This window comes from Halostagnicola alkaliphila, from assembly GCF_055379965.1.
On record NZ_AP043826.1, the window covers coordinates 1,765,376 to 1,781,572 of the forward strand.

Consider the following 16,197-nt stretch of genomic DNA (forward strand, 5'->3'; position numbering starts at 1 on the left):
CTTCCGTGACCGGGGTAGAAGTGAACCCTGAAAGCTGATCGCAGGTAGAAATAGTAAGCTCGCCAAGAACGTCCAGAATCTCAGGATTCGATATCGAGCGTGTAAAGTCGCTTTCGTGCGTCCGAGAACGAGAACCGGGAGTCGATGACGTTTTCCTCGTCGAGTCGGTTCAACGCGTATCGAACCGTCCGTGCCGGAAGCAGAGTCTCGTCGGCGATCTGCTGTTGGGTCATCGTGTCGTTGTACTCGAGTACCTTCGCGACGAGTTTCGCACTCGGGGGGAGATCTCGAACGTCCTCCCAGCTTCCGCGGGGGTCGGCTTCCTGTCGAAACGGCTCTGAAGCGCTCATCGTAATACCCCATTTCGGATACAAGGTGATAATATTTTCTGTTTCAATAAATGCTCTAGAGTAATACAATCACCGCCAGTGTATCGACCCGAAGCCTCTTATGAACCAACACCCAAGAGTGGGTTGATGAGCGACACTGTGGACGACGTCGACCTCCCATACGACGAGGACGAGGCGTCCCAACAGGAGAAAATACAGTCGCTCGAGGACCGTCTGGAGATCCTCGAGTCGCAAAACGAGGAGATGCGTGACAAACTCCTCGACGCGAACGCCGAGAACAACAAATACCAGCAGAAACTCGAGCGACTTACCCACGAAAACAAGAAGCTAAAGCAGTCACCGCTGTTCGTCGCGACGGTGCAGGAACTGACCGACGAAGGCGTTATTATCAAACAACACGGAAACAATCAGGAAGCCCTCACCGAAGTCACCGAAGAGATGCGTGAGGACCTCGAACCGGACTCTCGAGTTGCCGTCAACAACTCACTCTCGGTCGTCAAGACCCTCTCGGGCGAGACCGACGTACGGGCTCGCGTGATGGAAGTCACCCAGAGTCCCGAAGTCGATTACGAGGATATCGGTGGACTCGAAGACCAGTTACAGGAAGTCCGCGAGACCGTCGAGATGCCGATGAAGAAACCCGGCATGTTCGATGATGTCGGGATCGACCCGCCGAGTGGCGTCCTGCTCCACGGACCGCCCGGAACGGGCAAGACGATGCTCGCCAAAGCGGTCGCCAACCAGACCGACGCCACCTTCATCAAGATGGCCGGCTCGGAACTGGTCCACAAATTCATCGGCGAAGGTGCCAAGCTCGTTCGGGATCTCTTCGAGGTCGCCCGCGAACACGAGCCTGCAGTCATCTTCATCGACGAAATCGACGCCATCGCCGCGAAACGAACCGAGTCCAAGACCTCCGGCGACGCCGAGGTCCAGCGGACGATGATGCAACTGCTCTCGGAGATGGACGGCTTCGAAGAACGCGGCGAGATCCGTATCATCGCCGCTACGAACCGCTTCGACATGCTCGATCGTGCCATCCTTCGTCCCGGCCGATTCGATCGCCTGATCGAGGTTCCGAAGCCGGACGAAGAAGGCCGCGAGCTGATCTTCCAGATCCACACTCGAGGCATGAACGTCGCCGACGACGTCGAGTTCGGTGACCTCGCCGCCGAAGCCGAGGAGGCCTCCGGTGCGGACGTCAAGGCGATCTGTACCGAAGCCGGGATGTTCGCGATTCGGGACGACCGAACCGAGATCGCGATGGAAGACTTCCAGAACGCCTGGGAGAAGGTCCAGGCCAGCTCGGACGAGACCGACGATGTCTCGAAAACGTTCGCCTGAAACGGTCTTTTGTTCCAGACAGTTCGGACGAGATCGAGTCGGTTACTGTACTAACTCGATTCCGTGCCGTGCCGATTTGCTTCCCGTGTTACTCTGATCGTCGCACCGTTTCAATTACCGCGTTTTCGACCGCCCGTCAGTCTCGACTCGATAGTATCTCTACTGTCGTGCTGGTAGCACCGATAGAACGTGTCTCGTGTAACGGAGTCGGTCGAAACGAATAGTGGTTAGCGAGCGATCGCTTCGATCAAAGCAGCGCGAAGATCTGCCACGGAATGAGAAACAGCAGGACCGTCAGGAGGACGAGAATCAGCAGATACCCCACACCCGTTCCTACTGCGGTCAGCCACGCCGGATGGTCGAACTCGCTGAGATCAACGGCCATACACGAATCCTCTTGGGAGATATGCATAAACGTACCGAATGTCCATGATCGTTACCAGCGACCTGTTTTCTGAGCCGTCGGTTGGAGGGCGTTCAAGGCCATGGCTGCAAAAAGCGGAGCGCGTTGCTCCAGGCAGTTCAGACGAGAGTTCCCGTCCGATCACCGCTCGAGCGATTGGCATCAGTTCCCAGACTCGGTTCCGGACCGTTTTTACCGCCTCAACCGCTACGTTCCGCCAATGACGAAGATCGTTGTGGTGGACAACCACGGCCAGTTTACGCACCTCGAGGATCGGGCGCTTCGCGATCTCGGCGTCGACTCGGAACTGATCGATAACGACACGCCGCCCGAAGACGTCGACGCCGACGGCGTCGTGCTCTCCGGCGGCCCGGATATGGATCGAGCGGGTCGCTCTGCGGAGTATCTCGAGAGCGACATGCCGGTTCTGGGGATCTGTCTAGGTATGCAGTTGATCGCCGAGGAACTCGGCGGCCGCGTCGGAAGCGGCGAGTACGGCGGGTACGCGGACGTTACCGTCGATCTCCTCTCGGCCGAGGACCCGCTTACGGGCTCGCTCCACCCCGAAACCCGCGTCTGGGCGAGTCACGCCGACGAGGTCAAAGAAGTCCCGGACGGGTTCGAACGCACCGCCTCAAGCGACGTCTGTGGGATCGAAGCGATGAGCGACACCGATCGGGACCTCTACGGTGTCCAGTGGCATCCAGAAGTCGCACACACCGAAGAAGGCGACGAGGTCTTCGAGAATTTCCTCGAAATCTGTACGAAAGCGTAACGTTCGCCTCGTTCCGAAATTTCGGTATTCATCGACTTCTGGTTCTGGCGGTTACGCTGTCGGCTTCCTGCCTTGGGTATTAGTCGCCCGGCTCGAGACTAACGTCGTACTCGTTGAGGTTTCTGTGCCCGTCTTCGGTAACGACCACCAAATCCTCGATTCGAACGCCGCCGACGGCGGGATCGTAGATTCCGGGTTCGATGCTGATGACGTGGCCCGGCTCGAGTTCGCCGCCGGACGGAGAAACGGTCGGCTGTTCGTGGATGTCGAGACCGACGCCGTGGCCCGTGTTGTGGATGAACCCCGTCTCCGTCGTCGGATCGCTTCGGAGGCTTTCGTAGCCCGCATCCTCGATGACGTCGCAAGCGACGTCGTGGACGGCCGATCCAGTCACGCCCGCTTCGACGGCCTCGAGCGCCGCCTCGTAGGCTTCCTCAGTCACGTCGTAGCGTCGTCGCTGTTCCTCGCTGGGTTCCCCGCGGAGGAACGTGCGGGTCATGTCGCCGAAGTAGCCCGTCTCCTTGTTCCGCGGGAAGATGTCGATGACGATCAGTTCGCCGACTTCGAGGGGCCCGCTACCGCGATTGTGAGGATCAGCGCCGTCGGCCCCGCAAGCGACGATCGTCTCGTCGAGTCCGCAGCCGTGTCGAAGGAGCGTGATTTCGATCTCCTCTTTGACGCGTTCGCTGGTCAGCGCTTCGCCCTCGTAGACGAGAATTCCGTCCTCGATATCGGCGGTCGCGATCAGTTCCTCGGCGACGGCCATCGCTTCCTCGTTGGCTCGCTGGGTCGCCTGAATCTGTTCGATCTCCCACTCAGTCTTGCTCGCGCGGATCTCCGTTTCGACGATTCCGTCGGATTCGACCGTTACCGAGAGTCCTTGCTCCCGAAGGCCGTCCGCCGTCCCCGTTGGGAAGCCCGTCGGAACGGCCACCGATTCGACGTTGTGGGACTCGAGAAACGCTGCGATGGCTCGAATATTTCCTTCGTAGGGGCCGTACTCCGCGACGAGCGCTCGATAGTCGAAATCGGCGCGGCGGGCGATCGAGTCGACCTCGGCTTCGTTTCGCGCCCGGCCGTACTCGAGTCCGGAAACCAGGAGGTGTACCCCGTCTCGTCCCCCGATATCGCTCGAGTTTCCCGCTGATTCTTCGCTGTCCGTCGTGACCAGCGTCTGGTAGGGATCCGGCGCTGTAAAGTCGGAGACGTATCGCTGGTCCGAATCCGATCCGTCCGCGTCGATGAGATAGCCGTCGATATTCTCGGCCTCGAGCACGGACCGAAGCGGTGAGAGATCGATATCCATAGCCGGAACTGTGGGGGGCGAGTACATAATTTCGAGGGTCTCGGAATCGGGAGAGTAATCGACGAATACAGAAATCTGTGCGCAGACGCTGGGGGAGTCAGTCGCCCTCGACTCGAATCCCCACTCTTATCAATAGACCATACAATCAGGATGTATGCACCGTCGACGTCTCATCGCGGCGGGAGCGACAGTCGCGCTCGCCGGTTGTTTCGAAACCACCAGTTCGGAGGAGGATCCGGCGAGTGACGAACTCGTACAGGAGGCGATCGACGCACGTGCGGAGATCGACGACCTCGCCGCCGTCCGGACGATGTCCGCCGAAACGCCCGAAGAGACCGTCAAGCGGACGGAACACCTCTACCAGCGCCCGCCGGATGCGCAGCGAAAGGAAGTCCTCGAGTCGACCGATTCGCGAGCACCGACGGGGACGGTTTCGGTACGAAACCAGGCGGTTACCTGGGACCACGATCCGACGAGAGAACGGGTTCTGGAACGACACCACCCCAATCGCATCGTCGCCGATCGGACGCGTCTCGTTCTGGAAACCTTGCTCGAGGACTACGACCTCGCATACGACGGAACCGACACGGTCGGTGACAGGGAGGCCCACGTCGTCGACGCCACGCCAAAATCGGACGACGACCTCGAACGATCCATCGAACTCCTGGTCGGTGAAACGGTCTACGTGATTCCGCTCGAAATGGCAGCCGATTCGGAGGTCGACGAGGCGGAAGTCGGCCGAACGATCTGGATCGACGACGAACATCGATACCCGATCAAAGAACGGACGCTCGTCGAAACGGACGAAACGGTTCTTCACAGTTTGACAGTCACCTACGACGAACTCGAGGTCAACGAGGGTCTCGAGGATGGAACGTTCACGTACGACCCGCCGGAGGATGCCGACGTCGAGTCGGTCGGGATGGAACCCGTCGGTGTCTATGACTCCCCGGACGCCGCTGAGGAAGTCCTTCCCTACGAGCTTCCGGAGCCGGACGTTCCCGAGGCGTTCGATCTGGATCGGATTACCGTCCTCGAGAAATCCTTCAGCACGACGGCGACGAGTTGGTACGTCGATACGAGCACGGCCGAGCGCGAACTGTTCGTTGCCGTCCGAGAATCGTCACGACACAACGAGAATGTACTCGAGCCGATCGAAATCGATGGCCACGAAGCGTATCTCCGCGACGGCGACATCGAGAGCATCTTCTGGGAGTGCGAGGAGCTGAGTTTCGAGGTATCGAGCCCGCACATTGGTGAACCGCTGGAGGATATCGCGTCGTCGATCGGCTGCCCGTAGCCGTTCGTGGAGACGGCGTATCGGTATCGGTATAGGGTGTCCACCCCACAGACCGAGCATGAACGTTACGCTCGCTCCCTCGAGTCTACGGGGAACGGCAACGGCACCGCCATCTAAGAGTTACACGCACCGTGCGATTCTCGCGTCGGGATACGCCGAGCAGGCGACGGTTCGCGACGCGCTCTGGAGTGCGGATACGCGAGCGACGGCACGGGCGGTTGAGCTATTCGGCGGAACCGTCGATCGCGACGACGACGGAACGCTCGAGATCGAAGGCTTCGACGGTACTCCCGAGATCCCGGCGGACGTGATCGACTGTGATAACAGCGGCACGACGATGCGACTCGTGACCGCGGCGGCCGCCCTCGCTGACGGCACGAGCGTACTCACCGGGGACGAGTCGCTCCGTTCGCGACCGCAGGGACCGCTTCTCGACGCGCTCACGGATCTCGGAGCCGAGGCCGAGAGCACGCGAAAGAACGGACAGGCACCGCTGGTCGTCTCCGGTCCGCTTTCCGGTGACAGCGTGTCGATCCCGGGCGACGTTTCCTCCCAGTACATCACCGCCTTGCTGATGGCCGGCGCGGTGACGCCGGACGGCCTCGAGATCGACCTCGAGACGGAGCTCAAGTCCGCGCCGTACGTCGACGTTACGATCGAAGTGCTAGCGGACTTCGGGGTCGACGCCGAAGCGACCGCAGACGGCTTTACGGTTCCCGGCGGACAGTCCTACGCGCTCGAGGGCGGTGAGTACGCCGTTCCCGGCGACTTCTCGTCGATCTCGTATCCGCTCGCGGCGGGAGCGATCGCGAGCCAGGACGGCATCCGCATCGAGGGTGCCAATCCGAGCGCCCAGGGAGACACCGCAATCGTTGACATCGTCGATCGAATGGGTGCGCATGTCGAGTGGAATCGTGACGACGGCACGATCAACGTCTCGAAAGCGCCGCTCGAGGGGATCGAAGTGTCCGTCGAAGAGACGCCCGACCTCCTGCCGACGATCGCGACGCTGGGTGCAGTCGCCGATGGGGACACCCGGATTACCAACGCCGAACACGTCCGCTTCAAGGAAACCGATCGCGTGAGCGCGATGGCCGAGGAACTCGGAAAGATGGACGTCGAGACGACCGAAACGCAGGATTCGCTGACGGTTCACGGCGACGAGTCGACGATTCGGGGCGCGACGGTCGACGGCCGCGCCGACCACCGGATCGTCATGTCGCTGGCGCTCGCCGGACTCGTCGCCGACGGCGAGACGACGATTCGAGGAGCCGAACACGTCGACGTCTCCTTCCCCGGGTTCTTCGACACGTTGTCGGAACTGGGTGCGTCCGTCGATCGATCGGAGTGATGGACCCCTCGAGGAAACCCCTCGCCCTGCTGTGAAATTCAGTCGGGAGGTGAGTTTTCGCGGCTGCTATCCACGGAGTGCGTCCGGGTTTTCTGAATCAGAAAACGGTAGACTGAGTTATATGGGTAGTACAGAAAGGAAGGAATGCCCATGAATTGGCTGCTGACGCGACCTCGGCCCTGGGGGTGCGAATGGATCGAAATTCGTCTTCTCGCGTGATACCCGAAACCACTTCCGCAAACGTTCCGAAACGAATGACAGGTTATTTTTGTACTCGAGCACTGATTGAGACTAATCGTCACCCAGCTTTCAACATATGAACGCAATCACAGCAACTGACCTCACGAAGCAGTTCGACGGCACCACCGTCGTCGACCGACTCGACCTCGTCGTCCCGCAGGGAACGGTGTACGGCTTCCTCGGGCCGAACGGAGCCGGAAAGACCACGACGATGCGAATGCTGACGACGCTGACGCGTCCGACCGCAGGGGACGCGACGATCATGGGCGAGTCGATCACCGACCGCGACGCCGTCCGATCGTCGCTCGGGTATCTGCCCGAAGATCCGCCGGTGTTCGACGAACTCACGGGTCGCGAGCAACTCGAGTACTTCGCGCGCCTCCGTGATATTCCCGCAGATACTGCGTCCGAACGGATCAATTTCTGGCTCGACCGGTTCGATCTCGCCGGTGACGCCGGTAAACGGATCGATGCCTACTCGAAAGGGATGCGCCAGAAGGTCGGCCTCATTCAGGCCTTGCTCCACGAACCTGAAGTCGTCTTTCTCGACGAGCCGACTTCCGGTCTCGACCCTCGAGCCGCACGGACGGTCCTCGACGTCATTTCCGAAGTTACCGACGAGGGCCACACCGTCTTTCTCTCGACGCACATCCTCTCGGTCGTCGAAGAACTCGCGGATCTCGTCGGCGTTCTCTATCAGGGTCGAATCGTCGAGGAGGGAGACCCCGAAAAGCTGACCGGGACGCTCGAGGCCGCCGAAGGCACGACGCTCGAGGACGTCTTCCTCTCCGTGACGACCGACCACGGCGCGCCGGTGATGGGTGAATAGGTGATGATGGTAACGCCGAAGCGATCGATACTGGGAACGGACGCGCTCGAGTCGAGACGACTGGTGAATTCGTTGTGAGTTCGGGGATGCGTTCCGCGGCGACGGCTCACGTCTGGACGATCGGTCGAACGGAGCTCCGCCGGCGGTGGCGGAGATTACGGGGTAACGAGTGGCAGTTACTTGCCATCCTCGTCGCGGTCGGCTTCGGGAGTCTGTTCGCCCTGCTGGGGATCGCAGCGCTGTTCTTTTTCGGACACAGCATTCAGGCGGGGGATATCGACGATCCGCTCGCCGTGAGTCGCATCGGCATCGTCTACGGGTGGTTGTTCGTCACGGGATTGGGCGGCTATCGAATCTACGCGACCGGATTAGATCCGGACCACTCCGACGGACTGCTGACGACGATCTCACACCGCGAACTCATCGGTGGCCTTGTCGTCGCGGAGTTGTTACTCTGGGGAATCCCGACGGTCGCTCTCGGCGGAATCGGTGCGATCGCGTTCGCCGTCGGCGCACAATCGATGTTCACCGCTCCGCTTCTCTTCGTGACGGTCTGTACGATCGTCGCACTCGGAATTCTCTCCGGGTTCGCGCTCGCCCTCGCCGTGAAAAATTCCGGCGCACGGTCGCGGCTACTCACTCGACTCCGAACGGTGTTTATCGGTCTGCTGGCAGTGGGCTACTTCGGCGTCATCTTCACCCAGTCGGTCGGTTCGGTACTCGACCCGCTCGTCATGGTGTTCGCCCAGACGCCGCTGGTCTGGTTCGGCGATCTCGCAATGCTTTCACTCAGCTCCGAGGCGTCGGTACTCCGCGGTTTCGGCGCACTCGCCATCGCCGTGGTCGGGGTGGCGATCGCACCGACCGCGCTCGGCCACCTCGCGAAGTGGCTCTGGTACACCGATCCAGTTCGCGTCGATCAGGGGAACGCAACCACGGATACACCGGCAACGGAATCGGAACCGTCGAAACTGGCGTCCATCGTTCCGCGCCCCATCTACGGGGTGGCTCGAGTCGACTGGGCTCGGGCCCGGCGCGCTCCGATCACGCTCTCGTTCGTGCTCTATCCGCTGATCCTGCTCGCGATGCCGATCACGACGACGGTACAGACCGGCAGTATCGGCGGTTCCTTGCCGATTCTCGTCGGCCTGTGTGGTGCCTGGATTACTGGAACTCTGTTCACGCTGAACGTGCTCGGAAACGAGGGGGCCACGCTTCCCGTAACGGTGCTCGGAGTCGAATCCGGTAAGACCCTGGTCGCAGGGCACGTCTTTGCCGGTACAATAATCGGCGTTCCGCTGACCGCCGCTGGGACGCTCGCGCTGGGCATCGCGAGTCCGATGTCGCCGGCGCTCGTGGCGACGTTTACCCTTTCGTGTGTCGTCCTCGCGCTCTGTGCGGGCCCGCTCGCCTCGGGGATCGGCACGCTCTTTCCGCGGTACGAAGAAGTGAGCGTCTCGCGGAGTCAGGAAGCGATCATCCCGAGTACGATCGCGTTCGCCGCGTTCTCGATCGCATTGTTCATCGTCGCGATTCCGACCCTATTCGCACATACGGGCATACTCAACGAGGCACTCGCCAATTGGCTCGGCGTGCAACCGGTCGTCCTCGGACTCGTAGGCGCGGTCGTGAGCGCCCTGATGGCGATCGTTCTCGGTGCGCTCTCGACGTACCGATCGTCTCGAGCGATCGAGGAGTTCCACTTCGACTGAGCGGATCGCTAATTTGCTCAACCGCACACGACCGCAGTTCTATGAATCCGTCACGGTCTCCGCCAGTTTATTCCGAGCAGTGATCGGCTTCGGCGTCTTCGCTGATCACGAGATCCGTTTCCGCGCCGACGAAGACGTCGGTTCGCGGGCAAGCGTCGTCGAACCGCGCTTCCTCGAGTTCGATCGGACCCTCGTCGTCGGTACGGAGGGGGTTCCCGTCCGCGGAAATCTCGAGTTCGTACGACTCCCGATCGAAGAGTTCCACGAGGACGTGCTGTTCCGGAGCAAGTCCGTATCTCCCGACGACCGACGTCTGCCCGCCAGTGTCGTCGGCGTTCCCGAGGTCGTATGCCACGGTTCGATAGTCGTCCGCGAGATTCCAGATCCGAATCCGGTGGCTCTCCCCCTCACCGAGGAGGCTGCCGGTTCGCGACGTTGCGACGGGGCCGTCGGGATCGTCCGGCGGTTCGGGCGTCGCGTCGGTGTTCTCGAAACCGGATTCGTCGTCCGGCTCGCTCTCGAGTCCGCCGTCGGATTCGTCCGAGTCGGAGCCGTTCACCGTTTCGATCCCGTCGCTCGAGTCGGTTGCTGGATCGGATTCACTATCTTCCGAGAGACAGCCGCTGACCGCGATCACTGTGCCACTGACTCCGGCGAGAAGCACGCGGCGTCGATTCATAACCCCAGGCTACAACGATGGGACGGTTATGTGTTGTGCGAATCACGCAAATTCGTGATTTTCAGGGAAGCGAATGAGTTCTCCGTGCGGATCGCTTCATCGAAACCTCGAAAATTCAGGCCAATCCTGTACCGCTAAGTGTCCGCGCCTCTGAGGTGCCGGTAATGAACGGCAACAGGTTCGGTCGCCTCTTCCAGGTGACCACGTTCGGCGAGAGTCACGGCGAGGCGATGGGTTGTACGGTCTCGGGCTGTCCGGCCGGCCTCGAGCTATCCGAATCGGACATTCAGGGGGATCTCGATCGGCGGAAGCCAGGCCAGTCGATGATCACGACGAGTCGAGGCGAAGCCGACGCCGTCTCGATCAAGTCGGGCGTCCAGGACGGCTACACGACGGGGACGCCGATCGGGATGGTCATTCAGAACAAAGATGCTCGATCCGGTAAGTACGAACCGTTCATCACCGCACCGCGGCCGTCCCACGGGGACTTTACCTACTCCGCGAAGTTCGGAACGAGAAACTGGGGCGGGGGCGGACGGTCGTCCGCGCGCGAAACCGTCAACTGGGTCGCGGCAGGAGCCATCGCGAAGAAGCTCCTCTCTGCACAGGGAATCGAACTCAAGGCCCACGTCAACCAGATCGGTGACGTGCAAGCGCCGGAAGTCAGCTTCGAAGAAATGCTCGAGCACAGCGAGGAAAACGACGTTCGTTGTGCCCATCCCGAAACCGCGGCGGAGATGCAGGAGCTCATCGAGGACTATCAAGAGGAAGGCGATTCGATCGGCGGCTCGATCTACTTCGAAGCCCAGGGCGTTCCGACCGGGCTGGGAGCACCGCGGTTCGATTCGCTGTCGGCCCGTCTCGGGCAGGCGATGATGGCCGTTCCCGCGACGACGGCGTTCGAGTTCGGGCTCGGCCGCGAGGCACGAGAGTGGACGGGGAAAGACCGAAACGACGATTGGGAGTTCGACTCAGAAGGGAACCCGACGCCGGTCGAAAACGACCACGGTGGCATCCAGGGCGGGATCAGTTCTGGCGAGCCGATCTACGGCGAGGTCACCTTGCACGCGCCTACGTCCATTCCGAAAAGCCAACAGACGGCCGATTGGGAGACGGGCGAACTCAAAGAGGAGAAAGTTATCGGCCGTCACGACCCGGTGTTGCCGCCTCGAGGCGTCCCGGTCGTCGAAGCGATGCTCGCGTTGACGCTCGTCGACTTCATGTTGCTGTCGGGCCGAATCAATCCCGACCGCGTCGACGGCCAGCCCGGAACGTACGACACAGAGTACCACCCGAGCAATCCGCAGAACGAGTAGCCCCGAGCCGTCTCGTCCTTTTACCGTCGACACTCGCTCGATAACTCGGTAACGTGTTGTCGGATTTACCTGCTATCCCGACTCGCTCTCGGTCTTCTCAAAATCAATCGATCAGTTATCTGCAAATCTATTGAACGAGTGTCCAATACACTTACGCATTCCCTGAAATTGGTTTTCGAACGGCAGGAATCTTCTACTTTTGATGAACCTTCCTAACGAATATGAGGGATTCTGGCATCTAAAGTGGATGGTTGTTCATTCTTCACGATAGATGCATGGCAATCTATAGCAAAGTCTTTAGGGACGGTAGACCGAAGAATCAAACACTGCTGGCCCACCGGCCAAGACATTACTATGAGCGATGACGAACTCATCTGGCGAATCGCAGGGGGTTCCGGGGATGGAATCGACTCGACGAGCCAGAACTTTGCGAAGGCGCTGATGCGCGCAGGCTTGCACGTATTCACACACCGACACTATCCGTCACGGATTCGCGGTGGTCACACGTACGTCGAGATTCGCGCATCGGCCGACGAGGTACAGTCACGAGGAGACGGCTACAATTTCCTGCTCGCGCTGGGTGACTCGTTCGCACGAAACCCACAGGAAGAGGCCTACTACGGAAACGAGGAGATCAAGCCGCTCTCGGAGAACTTAGACGATCTTCGCGAAGGCGGGATCATCGTCTACGACGAAGGGCTCGTTAGCGAGGAGGACGTCGCGGACCTCAATCTCGAAGAGCGTGCCGAGGAGAACGACTGGCACGTCTTCCCGATGGACCTTCGCGGTCTCGCCAAAGAACACGGCCGCGAAGTCATGCGTAACACCGCCGGTGTCGGTGTCACCGCGGCCCTGCTCGACATGGATCTCGAGCACATCGAGGACCTGATGAGCGACGCGATGGGCGGTGACGTCCTCGAGTCGAACCTCGATATCCTTCACGAAGCGTACGACATCGTTAACGAGGAGTACGAGTTCGAACACGATCTTCGCGCCCCAACCGGCGAACACGAAACCGAGCAGGCGCTGCTCTCGGGTTCGAACGCGATCGCGTACGGTTCGATCGACGAAGGCTGTCGGTTCATTGCGGGCTATCCGATGACGCCGTGGACGGACGTCTTCACGATCCTCAGCCAAAACTTCCCCGATATGGGCGGGATCGCCGAGCAGGTCGAAGACGAGATCGCCGCCGCAGCGCTCGCCGTCGGTGCGAGCCACGCCGGCGCGAAAGCGATGTCCGGTTCGTCGGGCGGCGGATTCGCGCTGATGAGCGAACCGCTCGGCCTCGCCGAGATGACCGAGACGCCGATCGTCCTGCTCGAGTCGATGCGCGCCGGTCCCTCGACCGGGATGCCGACCAAACCCGAACAGGGCGACCTCGAGTTCGTCCTCTATACGAGTCAGGGCGACTCCTCTCGGGTCGTCTTCGCACCGTCGACCATCGAGGAGTGTTACGACCAGACCCGCCTCGCGTTCCACATCGCCTACGAGTACCAGATTCCGGCGATCATCATCTACGACCAGAAGCTTTCGGGCGAGAACACGAACGTTCCCGTCGAGTTCTTCGACCGCGAGCCGAACCCGGATCTGGGTTCGACGCTCACCGAAGAGGAACTCAAGGAGGCAGCACACGACGCCTCCGGGAAGTTCCACCGGTTCGAACACGAACCCGACACGGACAACGGCGTCAGCCCGCGATCGCTTCCCGGCCAGAAGGGCGGTCGCTACCTCGCGACGGGTAACGAGCACTCGCCAGTCGGCCACATCAGCGAAGATCCCGACAACCGGGTCTTCCAGATGAGCCGCCGCATCCAGAAGCTCGACCACATCCGCGAGGAACTCGACGAGGAACACGATTCGAACCAGACCTACTTCGGAGACGAATCAGCCGACTACGGCATCATCACCTGGGGCTCCTCCCAGGGTGCAGTCGCCGAAGCCGTCGCCCGACTCAACGAGAACGGCCAGTCGGTCAAAGCGATCGGCGTCTCCGACATGATGCCGTTCCCGGAGACCGAGATGGTCGAGTTCTTAGAGAGCGTCGACGAGGCGATGGTCGTCGAGATGAACGCCACCGCCCAGTTCCGCGGCCTGATCCAGAAGGAACTCGGTCGCTACGGCGAGAAGATGACGAGTCTGCTCAAGTACAACGGGAATCCGTTCGAACCGGCTGAAATCGTCGAATCCGCCGAGATCAACCTCAACGGTGGCGAGGAAGAACCGTCCGCACAGGTACACATCGAACCCGCAGCAGGTGACTAACTCATGAGTGCATTCAACGCAATTGGCGACGAACGAGAGATCGACCGCGAGGAGTACACCCCAGGGGTCGAGCCACAGCCGACGTGGTGTCCGGGCTGTGGTGACTTCGGTGTACTCAAATCGCTGAAACAGGCCCTTCCGGAAGTCGGGCGAACCCCCGAAGAGACGCTCGTCTGTACCGGAATCGGCTGCTCGGGGAAGCTCAACAGCTACCTCGATACGTACGGCTTTCACACCATCCACGGCCGGTCGCTTCCAGTCGCCCGCGCGGCGAAGCTGGCAAACGACGGCCTCGAAGTGATCGCTGCCGGCGGAGACGGTGACGGCTACGGAATCGGTGGGAACCACTTCATCCACACGGCTCGAGAGAACCACGATATGACCTACATCGTGTTCAACAACGAGATTTTCGGCCTGACGAAGGGCCAGACCTCGCCGACGAGCCCGAAGGGTCACAAGTCAAAGACTCAGCCAGGCGGCACCGCAAAGACGCCGATCCGACCGCTCTCGATGTCGCTGACCTCGGGTGCGACCTACATCGCCCGAACCGCCGCCGTCAACCCGAACCAGGCAAAGGAGATCATCGCCGAAGCCATCGAACACGACGGCTTCGCACACGTCGATTTCCTCACCCAGTGTCCAACCTGGAACAAGGACGCGCGTCAGTACGTCCCCTACATCGACGTTCAGGAGTCCGACGACTACGACTTCGACATCACGGACCGCGGCGAAGCCGCCCAGATGATGCAGGAGACCGAAGACGTCCTCAACGAGGGGACCGTCCTCACCGGTCGCTACTACGTCGACGACGAGAGTCCGTCTTACCAACAAGAGAAGAAAGACCTCGGCCGCGTTCCCCAGGAACCGCTCGCCGAGCGCTACTTCGACGACGACGCCGAGTGGGAGCGGAGCTACGACCTACTCGAGCGCCACACGTAGAGTCCGAGCGCAAGCAGTTCTCTTTGTTTTGAACGGCAGTCAGTGAATCGGGACGTTGCGTCCTCGAGTTGCAGGTTTGCAGTCCAAATGCCCAACAATGAACAGTAGTTGAACGGCAAGCGGAACTAATTGCGAGTCCACGACTCAGTGGTGTAGTGATTCGGCGATTTCGAGCAGTGTTTCCTCCTCGAGTTCGGCGTCACCGAAGAGGTGGTAGTAGTGGCCGTCGTGTTCCCACTCGAGTTCCGTCCCCTGGTCGCTCCAACCGATCGTTGCGTCGATGTCGCCGATAGCTATTGATGAGCCGTCGACGGGTATCTCTCGAGGTCCGTCGCCGACGGCGACCTGGATATTGTGTTCACTGGCGGTTTGATAGAACTGCGTGATCTGTGTCCGATCTTCATCGAGGTAGGTCGCCCCCCGAATGGAGTAGAGGTCGAAATCGACCGGAATCGCTTCCGGATCGGGTTCAGGGACGTCGAAATCGACCGCAGCGTTGGCTTCGTCGACGCTGTCGTATCTCTCGGTTTCCGGAGGTTCGAATTCCACATGACCGGATCCTTCCGACGGTTCGAACTCGAATAGCTCGTCGTCGAAGGACTCGTCGAACGTGACGTTTTCGTAGCTCACGGAGAACTCGGTAGACTCGGATTCCATCCTGTACTCGAGCGGGAACAGCGTCTCCTCGTCGAGCCAAATCTCGATTTGCTCCGCGTGCTCGTCGCCGGCATCTTCGAGGCTCGTCTCGAGCGGAACCCGGTAAGTCGTCTCCTCGACCATGATATCGATCGACCGCTCGAGCGTTTCGTTTTGCGGTGGCTCGAAGACGACGCGGTAGGCGTCACGATCGTCAATGGTCGTCTCGTCGACCGACTGGATGTCGAATCGGTCGAAGTATCGCTCCTGTTCCTCGTAGATGCGCTCGAGGCGGCTCTGGTCGCTCGTTTGGGTCTCGTAACTCGTTACTGAACCCGTCTCGTTGTCCTGATGCCAGACCTCGTCGCCGTCGTTGACGATGACGTAGCCGGCGTCCGCTCCATCCGTTTCTCCTCCGACGGCCTCGGTTCGGCTCGTTCCATCGCTTCGGAGCCAGATGGTTTCCGTCGTCGATTTGGTCTCGGAACCGTTCGCAGTGTCCGTCGTGGTCTGCGTTTCAACCGTCGCCGAGAACGTTTCCGGTGGCTCCGTTTCGGCCAGTTCCTGTTGGACGTGTTCACCTGCGTCGTCACCGGTACCGACCAAGCCGGTACAACCGGCTGTCAGAACGACGAGTGCGAGTACGGCAAAAAGAACGATAAGACGGGACCGGCTCATGACAGGGTCATCTATGGGCGAGGGTTATTATTTCATCGAATTTGATCCCGAACGCCGGTATGAAACTCGACCGCTAT

14 protein-coding genes are annotated in these 16,197 nt (G+C 60.6%); 9 read left to right on the forward strand and 5 right to left on the reverse strand.

All coding sequences use genetic code 11. The features are described 5' to 3' along the window. Positions 1-80 precede the first annotated feature (80 nt). Entirely contained in the window at positions 81-350 is a 270-nt protein-coding gene (locus tag ACZ5C7_RS13890) for a MarR family transcriptional regulator (protein ID WP_283834165.1), read from the reverse strand. A 126-nt stretch (positions 351-476) separates the two neighbouring features. Between ACZ5C7_RS13890 and pan1 the strand changes: the two genes are divergently transcribed. Then, complete coding sequence (gene pan1, locus ACZ5C7_RS13895) at positions 477-1,694, forward strand: proteasome-activating nucleotidase Pan1 (RefSeq protein WP_464376889.1); 1,218 nt, start codon at positions 477-479, stop codon at positions 1,692-1,694. A 247-nt stretch (positions 1,695-1,941) separates the two neighbouring features. On the opposite strand, the gene ACZ5C7_RS13900 is transcribed toward pan1, so the two are convergent. Next, positions 1,942-2,079, reverse strand: coding sequence for a hypothetical protein (locus ACZ5C7_RS13900; RefSeq protein ID WP_464376890.1), 138 nt, complete (start codon positions 2,077-2,079; stop codon positions 1,942-1,944). Between the two features lie 238 nt (positions 2,080-2,317). On the opposite strand from ACZ5C7_RS13900, the gene ACZ5C7_RS13905 reads away from it, so the two are divergent. Then, complete coding sequence (locus ACZ5C7_RS13905; protein WP_464376891.1) at positions 2,318-2,872, forward strand: GMP synthase subunit A; 555 nt, start codon at positions 2,318-2,320, stop codon at positions 2,870-2,872. Between the two features lie 79 nt (positions 2,873-2,951). On the opposite strand, the gene ACZ5C7_RS13910 is transcribed toward ACZ5C7_RS13905, so the two are convergent. Then, on the reverse strand, positions 2,952-4,178 hold the full coding sequence (locus ACZ5C7_RS13910) for a M24 family metallopeptidase (protein WP_464376892.1): 1,227 nt from the start codon (positions 4,176-4,178) through the stop codon (positions 2,952-2,954). 154 nt (positions 4,179-4,332) lie between these two features. Here ACZ5C7_RS13910 and ACZ5C7_RS13915 point away from each other — a divergent pair, with 154 nt between their 5' ends. From ACZ5C7_RS13915 to ACZ5C7_RS13930, 4 genes are all read left to right on the forward strand, one after another. Continuing rightward, the gene (locus tag ACZ5C7_RS13915) at positions 4,333-5,478 is read left to right on the forward strand and encodes a LolA family protein (protein WP_464376893.1); all 1,146 of its coding nucleotides are present in this window, start codon (positions 4,333-4,335) and stop codon (positions 5,476-5,478) included. A gap of 58 nt (positions 5,479-5,536) precedes the next feature. Beyond that, complete coding sequence (gene aroA / locus ACZ5C7_RS13920; protein ID WP_464376894.1) at positions 5,537-6,829, forward strand: 3-phosphoshikimate 1-carboxyvinyltransferase; 1,293 nt, start codon at positions 5,537-5,539, stop codon at positions 6,827-6,829. A 316-nt stretch (positions 6,830-7,145) separates the two neighbouring features. Further along, a complete protein-coding gene (locus ACZ5C7_RS13925) occupies positions 7,146-7,898 on the forward strand; it encodes an ABC transporter ATP-binding protein (RefSeq protein WP_464376895.1) in 753 nt (250 codons plus the stop codon). 74 nt (positions 7,899-7,972) lie between these two features. After that, positions 7,973-9,610, forward strand: a complete 1,638-nt coding sequence (locus ACZ5C7_RS13930; RefSeq protein WP_464376896.1) for a hypothetical protein — start codon at positions 7,973-7,975, stop codon at positions 9,608-9,610. Between the two features lie 67 nt (positions 9,611-9,677). Here ACZ5C7_RS13930 and ACZ5C7_RS13935 read toward each other — a convergent pair whose 3' ends face one another. Continuing rightward, positions 9,678-10,289, reverse strand: a complete 612-nt coding sequence (locus ACZ5C7_RS13935) for a hypothetical protein (RefSeq protein WP_464376897.1) — start codon at positions 10,287-10,289, stop codon at positions 9,678-9,680. Between the two features lie 164 nt (positions 10,290-10,453). Between ACZ5C7_RS13935 and aroC the strand changes: the two genes are divergently transcribed. The 3 genes from aroC to ACZ5C7_RS13950 all read left to right on the forward strand — a co-directional run bounded on the left by aroC (position 10,454) and on the right by ACZ5C7_RS13950 (position 14,806). Then, on the forward strand, positions 10,454-11,605 hold the full coding sequence (gene aroC, locus ACZ5C7_RS13940) for a chorismate synthase (RefSeq protein ID WP_464376898.1): 1,152 nt from the start codon (positions 10,454-10,456) through the stop codon (positions 11,603-11,605). A 354-nt stretch (positions 11,606-11,959) separates the two neighbouring features. Further along, positions 11,960-13,867 carry a 2-oxoacid:acceptor oxidoreductase subunit alpha gene (locus ACZ5C7_RS13945; RefSeq protein ID WP_464376899.1) on the forward strand — a complete coding sequence of 636 codons (1,908 nt, stop codon included), beginning with the start codon at positions 11,960-11,962 and terminating at the stop codon, positions 13,865-13,867. Positions 13,868-13,870: 3 nt separating this feature from the next. Then, positions 13,871-14,806, forward strand: a complete 936-nt coding sequence (locus ACZ5C7_RS13950; RefSeq protein ID WP_464376900.1) for a thiamine pyrophosphate-dependent enzyme — start codon at positions 13,871-13,873, stop codon at positions 14,804-14,806. Between the two features lie 144 nt (positions 14,807-14,950). On the opposite strand, the gene ACZ5C7_RS13955 is transcribed toward ACZ5C7_RS13950, so the two are convergent. Beyond that, positions 14,951-16,120, reverse strand: a complete 1,170-nt coding sequence (locus ACZ5C7_RS13955; protein WP_464376901.1) for a LolA family protein — start codon at positions 16,118-16,120, stop codon at positions 14,951-14,953. Between the last annotated feature and the right edge of the window lie 77 nt (positions 16,121-16,197).